Origin of the sequence: Pseudofrankia inefficax (assembly GCF_000166135.1) — a bacterium.
GTDB lineage: Bacteria > Actinomycetota > Actinomycetes > Frankiales > Frankiaceae > Pseudofrankia > Pseudofrankia inefficax.
This window is the reverse complement of record NC_014666.1, coordinates 2101079-2114546: the sequence shown is the minus strand read 5'-3', so window position 1 is coordinate 2114546 and position 13468 is coordinate 2101079. Positions and strand designations below refer to the sequence as shown.

Annotated in this window: 7 protein-coding genes and 3 rRNA genes; all 10 read right to left on the bottom strand. The window is 67.5% G+C overall.

Annotated features, from left to right (window positions below; genetic code table 11):
* Positions 1-499: 499 nt before the first annotated feature.
* The 10 genes from rrf to argJ all read right to left on the bottom strand — a co-directional run bounded on the left by rrf (position 500) and on the right by argJ (position 13449).
* Positions 500-616, bottom strand: a 5S ribosomal RNA gene (gene rrf / locus FRAEUI1C_RS08530).
* A 109-nt stretch (positions 617-725) separates the two neighbouring features.
* A 23S ribosomal RNA gene (locus FRAEUI1C_RS08525) occupies positions 726-3836 on the bottom strand.
* A 360-nt stretch (positions 3837-4196) separates the two neighbouring features.
* Positions 4197-5702: ribosomal RNA gene (locus FRAEUI1C_RS08520) — 16S ribosomal RNA — on the bottom strand.
* Together the 16S, 23S and 5S rRNA genes form the textbook arrangement of a ribosomal RNA operon.
* 525 nt (positions 5703-6227) lie before the next feature.
* On the bottom strand, positions 6228-6926 hold the full coding sequence (locus FRAEUI1C_RS08515; protein ID WP_013422895.1) for a DNA-3-methyladenine glycosylase: 699 nt from the start codon (positions 6924-6926) through the stop codon (positions 6228-6230).
* Positions 6926-8395, bottom strand: a complete 1470-nt coding sequence (gene argH, locus FRAEUI1C_RS08510; RefSeq protein WP_013422894.1) for an argininosuccinate lyase — start codon at positions 8393-8395, stop codon at positions 6926-6928. Before argH ends, FRAEUI1C_RS08515 begins: the two co-directional genes overlap by 1 nt.
* Before the next feature lie 110 nt (positions 8396-8505).
* Positions 8506-9066 (bottom strand): arginine repressor, encoded by a 561-nt coding sequence (gene argR, locus FRAEUI1C_RS08505; protein ID WP_013422893.1) that lies wholly within the window; start codon positions 9064-9066, stop codon positions 8506-8508.
* Between the two features lie 36 nt (positions 9067-9102).
* Positions 9103-10044: an ornithine carbamoyltransferase gene (argF, locus tag FRAEUI1C_RS08500; protein ID WP_013422892.1), complete on the bottom strand. Its 942-nt coding sequence runs from the start codon at positions 10042-10044 to the stop codon at positions 9103-9105.
* Positions 10041-11309 carry an acetylornithine transaminase gene (locus FRAEUI1C_RS08495; RefSeq protein ID WP_013422891.1) on the bottom strand — a complete coding sequence of 423 codons (1269 nt, stop codon included), beginning with the start codon at positions 11307-11309 and terminating at the stop codon, positions 10041-10043. Before FRAEUI1C_RS08495 ends, argF begins: the two co-directional genes overlap by 4 nt.
* A complete protein-coding gene (gene argB / locus FRAEUI1C_RS08490; RefSeq protein WP_013422890.1) occupies positions 11306-12295 on the bottom strand; it encodes an acetylglutamate kinase in 990 nt (329 codons plus the stop codon). Before argB ends, FRAEUI1C_RS08495 begins: the two co-directional genes overlap by 4 nt.
* On the bottom strand, positions 12292-13449 hold the full coding sequence (gene argJ / locus FRAEUI1C_RS08485; protein WP_013422889.1) for a bifunctional glutamate N-acetyltransferase/amino-acid acetyltransferase ArgJ: 1158 nt from the start codon (positions 13447-13449) through the stop codon (positions 12292-12294). The genes argB and argJ overlap by 4 nt, the downstream gene beginning before the upstream one ends.
* Between the last annotated feature and the right edge of the window lie 19 nt (positions 13450-13468).

Genomic DNA, 13468 nt, shown 5'->3' with positions numbered 1-13468 from the left:
GTTCCGGAACCGGCGCGGGCCTTCGCGTTCCGCGGAACGTGAAGATCGGACGCGTCCGAGACGCATACCGCCCTGTCGGTCTCGTGGAACGCGAACAGGGAGCGAGTCCCTGATGCAGCGCGGGGCCTCCGCGTTCTGCGGAACGGAACAGTCAGGTGCGTCTTAGCCGCCCCGTCTCGCGAGATGCGGCCGTCGGACGCGCCCCAGAGACGGGGCCGGCCTGCGCTTTCCGCGGAACGCGACTTGGGGGCAGCGACGCGCTCGGCGACGGCGACGCTCCCGCCAGCAGCGGAACCGGCGGCACGCCCGAGCTGCCCTCCCGCCGGATCGGCTCCCAAGGTCAGGTGCGCCGCTGTGATCCTTCTGCCTGGACCGGGCCGTCTGGCAGGAGCCGGTGACGGCACTGCTGGGTGTGACGTCTCGTCCGCGGGGCCGGCGATTTTGTCCGGAAATGGGGAACGCCCCCGCACCGGTGGTGTGGGGGCGTTCCCGAAGGGTATTTCGGCGGTGTCCTACTCTCCCACCCGGTCTCCCGGGCAGTACCATCGGCGCTGGGGAACTTAGCTTCCGGGTTCGGAATGGGACCGGGCGTACCCTCCCCGCTAAAACCACCGAAAAACTGTTGAGTTATCGGCACCTCACCCCAACCACACCCCACAGAAGCAGGGGGTCGGGGGTGGTCTGCCGTTCCTCAGGAACCGCACAGTGGACGCGTAGCATCTTTGTAGGACAAGCCCTCGGCCTATTAGTACCAGTCAGCTCCACACCTCGCAGTGCTTCCACTTCTGGCCTATCAACCCGATCATCTCTCGGGGGCCTTACCAGGTTGACCCTGTGGGAGACCTCATCTCGAAGCGAGCTTCCCGCTTAGATGCTTTCAGCGGTTATCCCTTCCGAACGTAGCCAACCAGCCATGCTCTTGGCAGAACAACTGGCACACCAGAGGTTCGTCCGTCCCGGTCCTCTCGTACTAGGGACAGCCCTTCTCAAGACTCCTACGCGCGCGGCGGATAGGGACCGAACTGTCTCACGACGTTCTAAACCCAGCTCGCGTACCGCTTTAATGGGCGAACAGCCCAACCCTTGGGACCTACTCCAGCCCCAGGATGCGACGAGCCGACATCGAGGTGCCAAACCTTGCCGTCGATATGGACTCTTGGGCAAGATCAGCCTGTTATCCCCGGGGTACCTTTTATCCGTTGAGCGACGGCGCTTCCACAAGCCACCGCCGGATCACTAGTCCCTGCTTTCGCACCTGCTCGACCCGTCGGTCTCACAGTCAAGCTCCCTTGTGCACTTGCACTCGACACCTGATTGCCAACCAGGCTGAGGGAACCTTTGGGCGCCTCCGTTACTCTTTAGGAGGCAACCGCCCCAGTTAAACTACCCACCTGACACTGTCCCTGACCCGGATCACGGGCCTAGGTTAGACATCCAGCACGACCAGAGTGGTATTTCAACAATGACTCCACAACCACTGGCGTGGCTGCTTCACAGTCTCCCACCTATCCTACACAAGCCGGACCGAACACCAATATCAAGCTGCAGTAAAGGTCCCGGGGTCTTTCCGTCCTGCCGCGCGTAACGAGCATCTTTACTCGTAGTGCAATTTCGCCGAGTCTGTGGTTGAGACAGCAGGAAAGTCGTTACGCCATTCGTGCAGGTCGGAACTTACCCGACAAGGAATTTCGCTACCTTAGGATGGTTATAGTTACCACCGCCGTTTACTGGCGCTTAAGTTCTGAGCTTCGCCCCGAAGAGCTAACCCGTCCCCTTAACGTTCCAGCACCGGGCAGGCGTCACTCCGTATACATCGCCTTACGGCTTCGCACGGAGCTGTGTTTTTAGTAAACAGTCGCTTTCCCCTGGTCTCTGCGGCCCACACCAGCTCCAGAAGCATGTTCTCTCACCGGTGGTGGCCCCCCTTCTCCCGAAGTTACGGGGGCATTTTGCCGAGTTCCTTAACCACAGTTCACTCGATCGCCTCGGTATTCTCTACCTGACCACCTGTGTCGGTTTCGGGTACGGGCGGCCCTGGCACTCGCTAGAGGCTTTTCTCGACAGCATGGGATCATCCACTTCGCCACAATCGGCTCGGCATCACGTCTCAGACCTATGACATGCGGATTTGCCTACACGTCGTCCTACACGCTTACCCCGGGACAACCACCGCCCGGGATGGACTACCCTCCTGCGTCACCCCATCGCTTGCCTACTACCCCCCAAGATCCCAACCACTCCGATCCCCGAAAGGACCATCGCGGGAGGTTAGTACAGGAAGATTCAGCATTGGCGCACCAGCGCCGGTACGGGAATATCAACCCGTTATCCATCGACTACGCCTGTCGGCCTCGCCTTAGGCCCCGACTCACCCTGGGCGGACGAACCTGCCCCAGGAACCCTTGGTCATCCGGCGGACGGGATTCTCACCCGTCATTCGCTACTCATGCCTGCATTCTCACTCGCGTGGCATCCACGACTCGATCACTCGGCCGCTTCACACGCCACACGACGCTCCCCTACCCATCCACACACCTGAACCACCCCACAAGGAGGCAGCTAGGCTACACGTGCGAATGCCGCAGCTTCGGCGGTACGCTTGAGCCCCGCTACATTATCGGCGCGGAATCACTTGACCAGTGAGCTATTACGCACTCTTTAAAGGGTGGCTGCTTCTAAGCCAACCTCCTGGTTGTCTGTGCGACTCCACATCCTTTTCCACTTAGCGTACGCTTAGGGGCCTTAGCTGGCGATCTGGGCTGTATCCCTCTCGACTACGAACCTTATCGCCCGCAGTCTCACTGCCGCGCTTCACGTACCGGCATTCGGAGTTTGGCTGAGTTCAGTAAGCTTGTCGGCCCCCTAGCCCATCCAGTGCTCTACCTCCGGCACGAAACACACGACGCTGCACCTAAATGCATTTCGGGGAGAACCAGCTATCACCGGGTTTGATTGGCCTTTCACCCCTACCCACAGCTCATCCCCCAGTTTTTCAACACTGGTGGGTTCGGTCCTCCACACGGTCTTACCCGCGCTTCAACCTGGCCATGGGTAGATCACCCGGCTTCGGGTCTTAGACATGCGACTCAAACGCCCTATTCGGACTCGCTTTCGCTACGGCTACCCCACAACGGGTTAACCTCGCCACACACCGCAAACTCGCAGGCTCATTCTTCAAAAGGCACGCCGTCACCAGGCCCGAAGACCCAGCTCCGACGGATTGTAGGCACACGGTTTCAGGTACTATTTCACTCCCCTCCCGGGGTACTTTTCACCTTTCCCTCACGGTACTAGTCCGCTATCGGTCACCAGGGAGTATTTAGGCTTAGCGGGTGGTCCCGCCAGATTCACACCGAATTTCACGGGCTCGGTGCTACTTGGGAAAAATTCCGAGAGACAGACTGTTTTCGCCTACAGGGCTGTTACCTTCTGTGGCGGACCATTCGCAAGTCCTTCGACTAACAACCTGTTTTATCACTCTCTGGGAAAGCGGCAGCCTTCCCCGGAAAATCCCACGACCCCTATGCCGCAACGCCTGCCGGCTATCACACGACACAGGTTTAGCCTAGATCCGCTTTCGCTCACCACTACTCGCGGAATCACGGTTGTTTTCTCTTCCTGCGGGTAATGAGATGTTTCACTTCCCCGCGTTCCCTCCAACCACCCTATATATTCAGATGGTGGTGACAGGACTTAGCATCCTGCCGGGTTCCCCCATTCGGAAATCCTCGGATCACAGCTCGGTTGACAGCTCCCCGAGGCATATCGCAGCCTCCCACGTCCTTCATCGGCTCCTGGTGCCAAGGCATCCACCGTGCGCCCTTACTAACTTGGCCACAAAGATGCTCGCGTCCACTGTGCAGTTCTCAAAGAACGGACGACCCCAACCACAAACCCGGACACACCCCAAAGGGCAGTTTCACAGAGTGACTGGTCCGTACCGCAACCAGCCCCCACACCCTCAAACCTGAGGACATGGGGGCAGATGGCCGCCGAAGAAGCTTCCGCTCCCTCAGGACCCAACAGCGCACCACACGAGACCACCCACCACCGAACCGGCCCGTTCCACCCCAACCCCACAAGGAGATCAGGAGTACTAGACACCACCCGGCCGCGAACAGCCTCTCGAAGTCAGCATTCCACGCCAGTGAGCAACCGTCCGGCATGAACATCCGGAAACGGCATGCGCTCCTTAGAAAGGAGGTGATCCAGCCGCACCTTCCGGTACGGCTACCTTGTTACGACTTCGTCCTAATCGCCGGTCCCACCTTCGACGGCTCCCTCCACAAGGGTTGGGCCACCGGCTTCGGGTGTTACCGACTTTCATGACGTGACGGGCGGTGTGTACAAGGCCCGGGAACGTATTCACCGCAGCAATGCTGATCTGCGATTACTAGCGACTCCGACTTCACGGGGTCGAGTTGCAGACCCCGATCCGAACTGAGACCGGCTTTTTGGGATTCGCTCCACCTCGCGGTATCGCAGCCCATTGTACCGGCCATTGTAGCATGTGTGCAGCCCAGGACGTAAGGGGCATGATGACTTGACGTCATCCCCACCTTCCTCCGAGTTGACCCCGGCAGTCTCCTATGAGTCCCCGGCCGAACCGCTGGCAACATAGGACAAGGGTTGCGCTCGTTGCGGGACTTAACCCAACATCTCACGACACGAGCTGACGACAGCCATGCACCACCTGTGCGGGACCCCGAAGGACCCCCCATCTCTGGAGGATTTCCCCGCATGTCAAGCCCTGGTAAGGTTCTTCGCGTTGCATCGAATTAAGCCACATGCTCCGCCGCTTGTGCGGGCCCCCGTCAATTCCTTTGAGTTTTAGCCTTGCGGCCGTACTCCCCAGGCGGGGCGCTTAATGCGTTAGCTGCGGCACGGAGGCCGTGGAAGGTCCCCCACACCTAGCGCCCAACGTTTACGGCGTGGACTACCAGGGTATCTAATCCTGTTCGCTCCCCACGCTTTCGCTCCTTAGCGTCAGTTCCGGCCCAGAGACCCGCCTTCGCCACCGGTGTTCCTCCTGATATCTGCGCATTTCACCGCTACACCAGGAATTCCAGTCTCCCCTACCGGACTCTAGCCTGCCCGTATCGACTGCAGGCCCGGGGTTGAGCCCCGGGTTTTCACAGCCGACGCGACAAGCCGCCTACGAGCTCTTTACGCCCAATAATTCCGGACAACGCTTGCACCCTACGTATTACCGCGGCTGCTGGCACGTAGTTGGCCGGTGCTTCTTCTGCAGGTACCGTCACTTTCGCTTCGTCCCTGCTGAAAGAGGTTTACAACCCGAAGGCCGTCATCCCTCACGCGGCGTCGCTGCGTCAGGCTTTCGCCCATTGCGCAATATTCCCCACTGCTGCCTCCCGTAGGAGTCTGGGCCGTGTCTCAGTCCCAGTGTGGCCGGTCGCCCTCTCAGGCCGGCTACCCGTCGTCGCCTTGGTAGGCCGTCACCCCACCAACAAGCTGATAGGCCGCGGGCCCATCCCAGACCGATAAATCTTTCCACACCACCAGATGCCCGAAGATGTGAATATTCGGCATTAGCCCCGGTTTCCCGGAGTTATTCCAAAGTCTGGGGCAGGTTGCCCACGTGTTACTCACCCGTTCGCCGCTGACCCGAAGGTCCGCTCGACTTGCATGTGTTAAGCACGCCGCCAGCGTTCGTCCTGAGCCAGGATCAAACTCTCCATCGATGCTTGAACTCCCCGATGGGAGATGCCCTGACATAAAAAACGAGATCGTAGAAAATCCCGTCATATGCCAAAGGAATTACAAAACCACCTGCAGACAACACCAACCCAAACCCCCCAAAAGGAGAGCCCAGACCAGCGCCACCCACAGACGGGGTTATATGGCACTGACTTCTATGGCACGCTGTTGAGTTCTCAAGGAGCGGACGCATGAACCGGGCCCACCCGGACGGGTGAACTACCGGCGCGATTGTTCGCCTTTTCCGAAAGATCGGATGGATCGTGTCTGGTCCTCCGCCAGTGCGGTGACCGCCACGCCCCAGATATCTCAAGTTCGAGATCGTGTCGGCGCCGAGGGCGATTTGGAGCGTCTGACCGCAGTGCGGCCTATCTCCGGAAGCTCCCCGTGGGGGGCTTCGGCCCGCCGTGTTCGGCGCCGTGAGGAGAACATTACGGTCGTGCGACGGCAAGCGTCAAACGCAGACGGCCTAAATCGCTGTGACCTGTGTCACACATGCTGGGACGCATCTAGACGATCTCATCAGGTATGGGAGGCTGGTCTGCCGGCCTCGCTGCAGGTCGGGCCCACCGCGGGTCCGGCTCGACGCAGGTCAGGGGGCTGGTCCGGCCCCGCGTCGCACTCACGGTCGGATCTCCTGCCACCCAGAACCGCCACGGTCGTTCGACCGCCACGCGCAGACCGATCCGCGGCCCCGTACGCACCAGGGCGTCGTCAACCTCGGTCCCCCGCTCGACGACCAGGGGCCCTCCCCCTGTGACGGGCGATCCCGTGAGGCTGCCGTCGGCTCCGAGCGTCCGGGCGAGACGGCCAGGCCCACGGGCCAGGTCGCGGTCCGCCAGCCGGGGGGCCCGTTGCCGCGCCAGGTCCAGTCCGACCACCACCTCGCCAGCACGGACCAGCACCGCGGACGGTGTCCCCGCCGGCCCGCAGACGATATTCAGGCACCAGTGCATGCCGTACACGAAGTAGACGTACGCGTGGCCAGGCGGACCGAACATCACCGCCGAACGGGGCGTCGGCCCCCGCGCGGCGTGAGAGGCAGGGTCGTCGGGGCCCGTATAGGCCTCGACCTCGGTGAGGCGCACGCTGACCGGCCCGTGCCGGACCGTCGCGCCGAGCAGGTCGCGCGCGACGGCCAGCACGGGCCGGGCGTAGAAGCCCGCCGGAAGCGGCGCCGGGGCCGCCGGCGAGCCGGGGTCAGGCACTAGCCGACGGCCCACTTGTGGTCGGCGGCCAGCGTCGGGCGCAGGTTGGCGATCTGCTCGCGAACCCGGGCGGGCGCGGTGCCACCGGGGGCCGACCGGGCGTCCAGCGCGCCGGCGACGGACAGCACGTCCCTGACGTCGGGAGTGAACGCCGGATTGATCGCGGCCAGCTGCGCGTCGGAGACCTCGCCGAGGTCGGCGTCGTGCTCGACGCACCAGGCCACCAGCGCGCCGACGGCCTCGTGCGCCGACCGGAACGGCACGCCCCGGCGGACGAGGTACTCGGCGACATCGGTCGCCAGCGAGAAGCCGTCGGGCGCGGCGGCCGCCACCCGCTCGGTCCGCACCTTCATCGTCGCGACGGTCCCGGTGACCGCGGGCAGCACCACCAGCAGGGTGTCCACGGCGTCGAAGACCGGTTCCTTGTCCTCCTGCAGGTCCCGGTCGTAGGCGAGCGGGAGGCCCTTCAGGGTCGCCAGCAGGCCGGTCAGCGCGCCGATCAGCCGGCCGGACTTGCCGCGGGCCAGCTCGCCGACGTCGGGGTTCTTCTTCTGCGGCATGATCGAGCTGCCGGTGGCGAACGCGTCGTCGAGCTCGACCCAGCCGAACTCGCGGCTGGTCCACAGCACGATCTCCTCGCCCAGCCGGGACAGGTGCACCCCGATCATGGCGGCGGCGAAGAGGAACTCGGCGGCGAAGTCGCGGTCGGAGACGGCGTCGATCGAGTTGGCGAACGCCCGGTCGAAGCCGAGCTCGGCGGCGACGCCCTCCGGGTCCAGCGGCAGCGACGAGCCGGCGAGCGCCCCGGCGCCCAGGGCGCAGACGGCGGCGCGCCGGTCCCAGTCGCGCAGCCGGTCGACGTCGCGGGCGAACGCGTGCACGTGGGCGAGGATCTGATGGCCGAACGAGATCGGCTGGGCGTGCTGCAGGTGGGTCATCCCGGGCGCCGGCGTGGCGACGTGCTCCTCGGCGACGTCGACCAGCGCCTCGGACAGCTCGGTGAGCACGGCGGCCACCTGGCGGACGGCGGCCCGCAGGTAGAGGCGCAGGTCGGTCGCGACCTGGTCGTTGCGGCTGCGGCCGGCGCGCAGCTTGCCGCCGAGGGTGCCGAGCCGTTCGACGAGGGCCCGCTCCAGGGCGGTGTGGACGTCCTCGTCCTCGATGGTCGCGGTGAACCGGCCGGCGGCCACGTCCGCGCCCACGTCGTCCAGCGCGCCGAGCATCGCGGCGAGCTCCGCGTCGTCGAGCAGTTCGGCGCGGTACAGCACGCGCGCGTGCGCCTTCGAGGCGAGCAGGTCGTACGGCGCGAGGCGCCAGTCGAAGTGCACGCTCACCGAGAGCTTCGCGAGCGCCTCCGCCGGGCCGCCGGCGAACCGGCCGCCCCAGAGGCGCAGCGGCGCTCCCCCGGCCCCGTTGGCCTCGCTGCCAGCCGTTTCGCCCGTCCCGGCCGGGCTGCCGGTCGTCTTCACCTGAAGCAACTCCCTATGTCCACGCAGGCCGCAGGTCAGCGGCCCGCGTCATGCGGTTCTCTGGTGCGCGCGAACCTTCGTCGCGGTCGTGCCCGTTTCCTGGACCCGCGTCACCCTTCGGGCGGCGTGGCGCGTCCCTCGGCCAGGCCGAGGAGCCTCGCGGCCAACCGCGGGCCGGAAGGAGCCGAAGCCGGAACGCCGGGGCCGTCCGCGGGCTCGTCCGGCACCGGGATCAGGCGGCAGACCACCAGGATGGTGTCGTCGCCGGCGATCGTCCCCATGATCTCCGGGAGCGCGGCGCGGTCGAGCGCGGAGGCGAACAGCTGCGCGGCGCCCGGCGGGGTGCGCAGGACGACCAGGTCACCGTTCGCCTCGGCGGAGACCAGCAGGTCCTCGCAGAGCCGGGACAGTGGCAGCCGCACCAGTTCGACCGGGGCGAGCCCGGGGTCGACGGTGTAGACCAGCTGCCCGTCCTGGCCGCGGACCTTCGTCGCGCCCAGCTCGTCCAGGTCGCGCGAGAGCGTGGCCTGGGTGACCCGGACCCCCTCGGCGGCGAGCAGCCGGGCGAGCTCGGTCTGCGAGCGGACCGGATGCGCCGCGATGAGCGCCGCGAGCCGGGCATGCCGGGCCCGCTTGGTCAGCGGCGTCACAGGTTGGGTCGCGGCGGTCATCGTGGGGTCTCAGCGGTCATCGTCGTTTCTCAGCGGTCATTGTGGGGCTTCGAGCTCCGCGAACAGGAACGCCAGCAGCGCCTTCTGGGCGTGCAGGCGGTTCTCGGCCTGGTCGAAGACCACCGAGGCCGGGCCGTCCATCGCCCCGTCGGTGATCTCGTCACCGCGGTGGGCCGGAAGGCAGTGCATGACCTTCACGGTCGGCTTCGCCGCCGCGATCAGCGCCTCGTTCAGCTGGTAGGGGCGGAAGACGTCGACCCGGTTGGCCGCGTCGGCCTCCTGGCCCATCGACGCCCAGACGTCGGTGTAGAGCACGTCGGCGCCGTCGGCGGCCGCCGCGGGGTCGTGCAGCATCTCGACCGATCCGCCGGTACCGGCGGCGAGCCGCGCGGACCGGGTGACGACGCCCGCGTCCGGCTCGTAGCCCTTCGGGGCGCAGATCCGGACGTGCGCGCCGGCCATCGCCCCCGCGTACAGCAGCGAGTGAGCGACGTTGTTGCCGTCGCCGACGTAGGTCAGCGTGACGCCCCTGGTGGTGCCGAGGTGGTCGCGCACGGTCTGCAGGTCGGCGAGAGCCTGGCAGGGGTGGGTGAAGTCGGACAGCGCGTTGACCACCGGGACGGTGCCGGCGGCGGCCAGCCGGTCGACCCGGTCCTGGCCGAAGGTACGGATGACGATCGCGTCGACGTAGCGGCTGAGCACCTGGGCGATGTCCTCGATCGACTCGCGCTTGCCCAGGCCGATCGTGTTGGCGTCCAGGACGATCGGGTGGCCGCCGAGCTCGGTGACGCCGACCTCGAAGGAGACCCGGGTGCGGGCCGAGGGCTTCTCGAAGATCAGGGCCACCGACCGGCCGGCGAGCGGGCGCGGGTGCGCCGAGGTCCGCCGCGCCGCCTTGAGCCGGTCGGCGGTGTCGAGGACCGCGGCCTGCTCGGCGGGCGTCAGGTCGGTGTCGAGGCGGAAGTGCCGGATCGTCATGGCCCGACCTTACGATCGCCGGCCGACGGCTCGACAGCCCCGGCGGCCCCGGCCGCGATGGCGGGCAGGGTCGCGAGGAACGCGTCGGCGTCGGCCTCGGTGAGCACCAGCGGCGGGGCGAGCCGGACGGTCGCCGGCGCGATGCCGTTGACCAGGAAGCCGGCCTCGCGGGCGGCGGTCTCGAAGGCGGTGGCCGTGGGGGTCGAGAGCTCGATCGCCAGCCACAGGCCGGCGCCGCGGACTCCGCCGATGCCGGGCACGCCGGCGGCGGCCGCGGCCCGGATGCCGGCGGCGAGCCGCGCGCCGACGGCGGTCGCGTGGGCGAGCAGCCCGTCCGCCTCGATCGTGTCGAGCACCGCGAGCGCGGCGGCGCAGACGACGGGCCCGCCGCCGAAGGTGCTGCCGTGCTCGCCTGGCCCGAGCAGCCGGCCGGCCGCCCCGATCCCGATGCAGGCGCCGATCGGCAGCCCGCCGCCGAGGCCCTTGGCCAGGGTCAGCACGTCGGGCAGCACGCCCTCGTGCTGGTGGGCGAACCACGCGCCGGTCCGCCCGAGGCCGCTCTGTACCTCGTCGAGGACGAGCAGCGAGCCGGTCCGGTCGCACAGGGCGCGGGCGGCGGCCAGGTAGCCGGCGGGCGGGGCGATGACGCCGGCCTCGCCAAGAGTCGGCTCCAGGAAGACAGCGGCGGTGCGCTCGCTGATCGCGGCCTCGAGCGCGGCGGCGTCGCCGTAGGGCACGAACGTCACGCCGGGCAGCAGGGGCTCGAAGGGAGCCCGCTTGCCGGGCTGGCCGGTGATCGACAGGGCGCCCAGGGTCCGGCCGTGGAAGGAGTTCTCCGCGGCGATGATCTCGGTGCGGCCGGTCTTGCGGGAGATCTTGATGGCGCACTCGTTGGCCTCGGCGCCCGAGTTCGCGAAGAACACCCGGGCGTCGGCGCCGAGCAGGTGCACCAGCCGCTCGCCGAGCAGGACCTGCGGCTCGTTGAGGTAGAGGTTGGACGTGTGGCCGAGCTGGCCGAGCTGCGCGCCGACGGCGGCCCGCACGGCCGGGTGGGCGTGGCCGAGCACGCTGACGGCGATCCCGGCGAGCAGGTCGACGTACTCGTTGCCGTCGACGTCCCAGACCCTGGTGCCCTCGCCGCGGGCGAGCGCGACGGCCGGCCGCCCGTAGGTGCCCATGATGACCTTGTCCCGCCGGTCGAACAGGTCCGCGGCGCCGCCCGGTCCCACGGCGGGCCGCGTCGCGGCGGCGGTGCTGGGGGTCACGGGGTTCCTCCGGTGCTCGGGGCCAGGGCGGGCGCCACGGCGTCCTCCTTGACGGTGGGGGTGATCAGGGTGCCGATACCGTCGTCGGTGAAGATCTCCAGCAGGACGGCGTGCGGGACCCGTCCGTCGAGCACGTGGGCCTGCGGCACCCCGCCGTCGACCGCCCGCAGGCAGGCCTCCATCTTGGGGATCATCCCGGAGGACAGGGTCGGCAGCATGTCCTGCAGCTGGTCGGCTGGCAGCTCGCTGACGACCTCGTCGGAGTTCGGCCAGTCCGCGTACAGGCCTTCGACGTTGGTCAGCACCACGAGCTTGAGGGCTCCCAGCGCGACGGCGAGCGCGGCGGCGGCGGTGTCGGCGTTGAGGTTGTAGACGTTGCCGTCCTCGCCGCGGGCGACCGTGGCGACGACCGGGACGCGGCCGGCGTCGAGCAGGGCGTTGATCGTCTCCGGGGCGACCTCGACGACGTCGCCGACGAGGCCGATGTCGACCTCCTCGCCGTCGACGATCGCGGGGCGGCGCTGCGCGGTGAACATGTTCGCGTCCTCGCCGGACAGGCCGACGGCGAACGCGCCGTGGTTGTTGATCAGCCCGACGACGTCCCGGTTCACCTGGCCGACGAGCACCATCCGGACGATCTCCATCGTCTCCGGGGTGGTGACCCGCAGGCCGCCGACGAAGCTCGACTGGACCCCGAGCCGGTTGAGGTGCGCGGTGATCTGCGGGCCGCCGCCGTGCACGACGACGACCCGGATCCCGGCCAGCCGCAGGAAGACGACGTCCTCGGCGAACGCCTCGCGCAGTTCGGGGCTCTCCATCGCGTTGCCGCCGTACTTGATGACGACGGTCGCGCCGTGGAAGCGGGCCAGCCACGGCAGCGCCTCGACGAGCACCTGGGTCTTCGGCAGCGCCGCGTGCCCCCGCGCGGTGGCCGCCGGCCCCCGCGGCTGCGCGGGCGCCGCCTCAGCGCCATTCAGCACGCTCATGTGGAATACGCCGAGTTCTCGTAGACGTAGCCGTCGGTGAGGTCGTTGGTCCAGATCGTCGCCTCGGCGGTGCCGGCGTGCAGGTCGGCGACGATGGCGATCTCGCGCCCGGACAGGTCCACCAGGTCGCGGGACTCCCCCGGGGCGCCGGCCTTGCAGACCCAGACGCCGTTCATCGCGACGTCGAGCTCGTCGGGCTCGAAGGCGGCCTTCGTGGTGCCGATCGCGGCGAGCACCCGTCCCCAGTTGGGGTCCTTGCCGTAGAGGGCGCACTTGAGCAGGTTGTTGCGGGCGACGGCCCTGCCGACCTCCAGCGCGTCGTCCTCGCTGGCCGCACCCTTGATCGTGATCGCGATGTCCTTCGTCGCGCCCTCGGCGTCGCCGATCATCTGCTTGCCGAGGTCCATGCAGACGTCGGTGACGAGCGCCGTCAGCTCCGCCTCGGCGAGCGTCACGCCGGACGCGCCGGAGGCGAGCAGCAGCACGGTGTCGTTGGTCGACAGGCAGCCGTCGGAGTCGATCCGCTCGAAGGTCAGCCGGGTCGCCTCGCTGACCACCCGGTGCAGCGTCGCCGCGTCGGCGACGGCGTCGGTGGTCACCACGACGAGCATGGTCGCCAGCGACGGGGCGAGCATCGCGGCGCCCTTCGCCATGCCGCCGACCGTGACCGCGCCGTCGGCGGACAAGCGGACCGCCTGCTTGCTGACGGTGTCGGTGGTCCGGATCGCCTCGGCGGCGGCCGGGCCGCCGTCGGCGGAGAGCTGGGCGACGGTCCGGGTGACGCCGTTGAGCAGCAGGTCCATCGGCAGCCGGACCCCGATCAGGCCGGTCGAGCAGATCCCGACGTCGCCGGCGCCCAGGTCGAGCGCCTTCGCGACGTGCTCGGCGGTGAAGTGCGTGTCCGCGAAGCCGTCCGGGCCGGTGCAGGCGTTGGCCCCGCCCGAGTTGAGGACGACGGCGCGCAGCCGGCCGTCGGCGAGCGCCTGGCGGGTCCACTGGACGGGCGCGGCCTGCACCCGGTTGGTGGTGAACACGGCGGCCGCGGCGTCGGACGGCCCGTCGTTGACGACGAGCGCGACGTCCGGGCGCCCGGACGGCTTGAGCCCGGCCGCGACTCCGGCGGCCCGGAACCCCTTCGGGGCGGTGACGCTCACCTGCGTTCCTCGTTTCTTC

Coding starts and splice junctions, on each gene's coding strand:
- argR (WP_013422893.1), bottom strand. CDS start 9,066: ATGACCGCCGCGACCCAACCTGTGACGCCGCTGACCAAGCGGGCCCGG.
- argF (WP_013422892.1), bottom strand. CDS start 10,044: ATGACGATCCGGCACTTCCGCCTCGACACCGACCTGACGCCCGCCGAG.
- argB (WP_013422890.1), bottom strand. CDS start 12,295: ATGAGCGTGCTGAATGGCGCTGAGGCGGCGCCCGCGCAGCCGCGGGGG.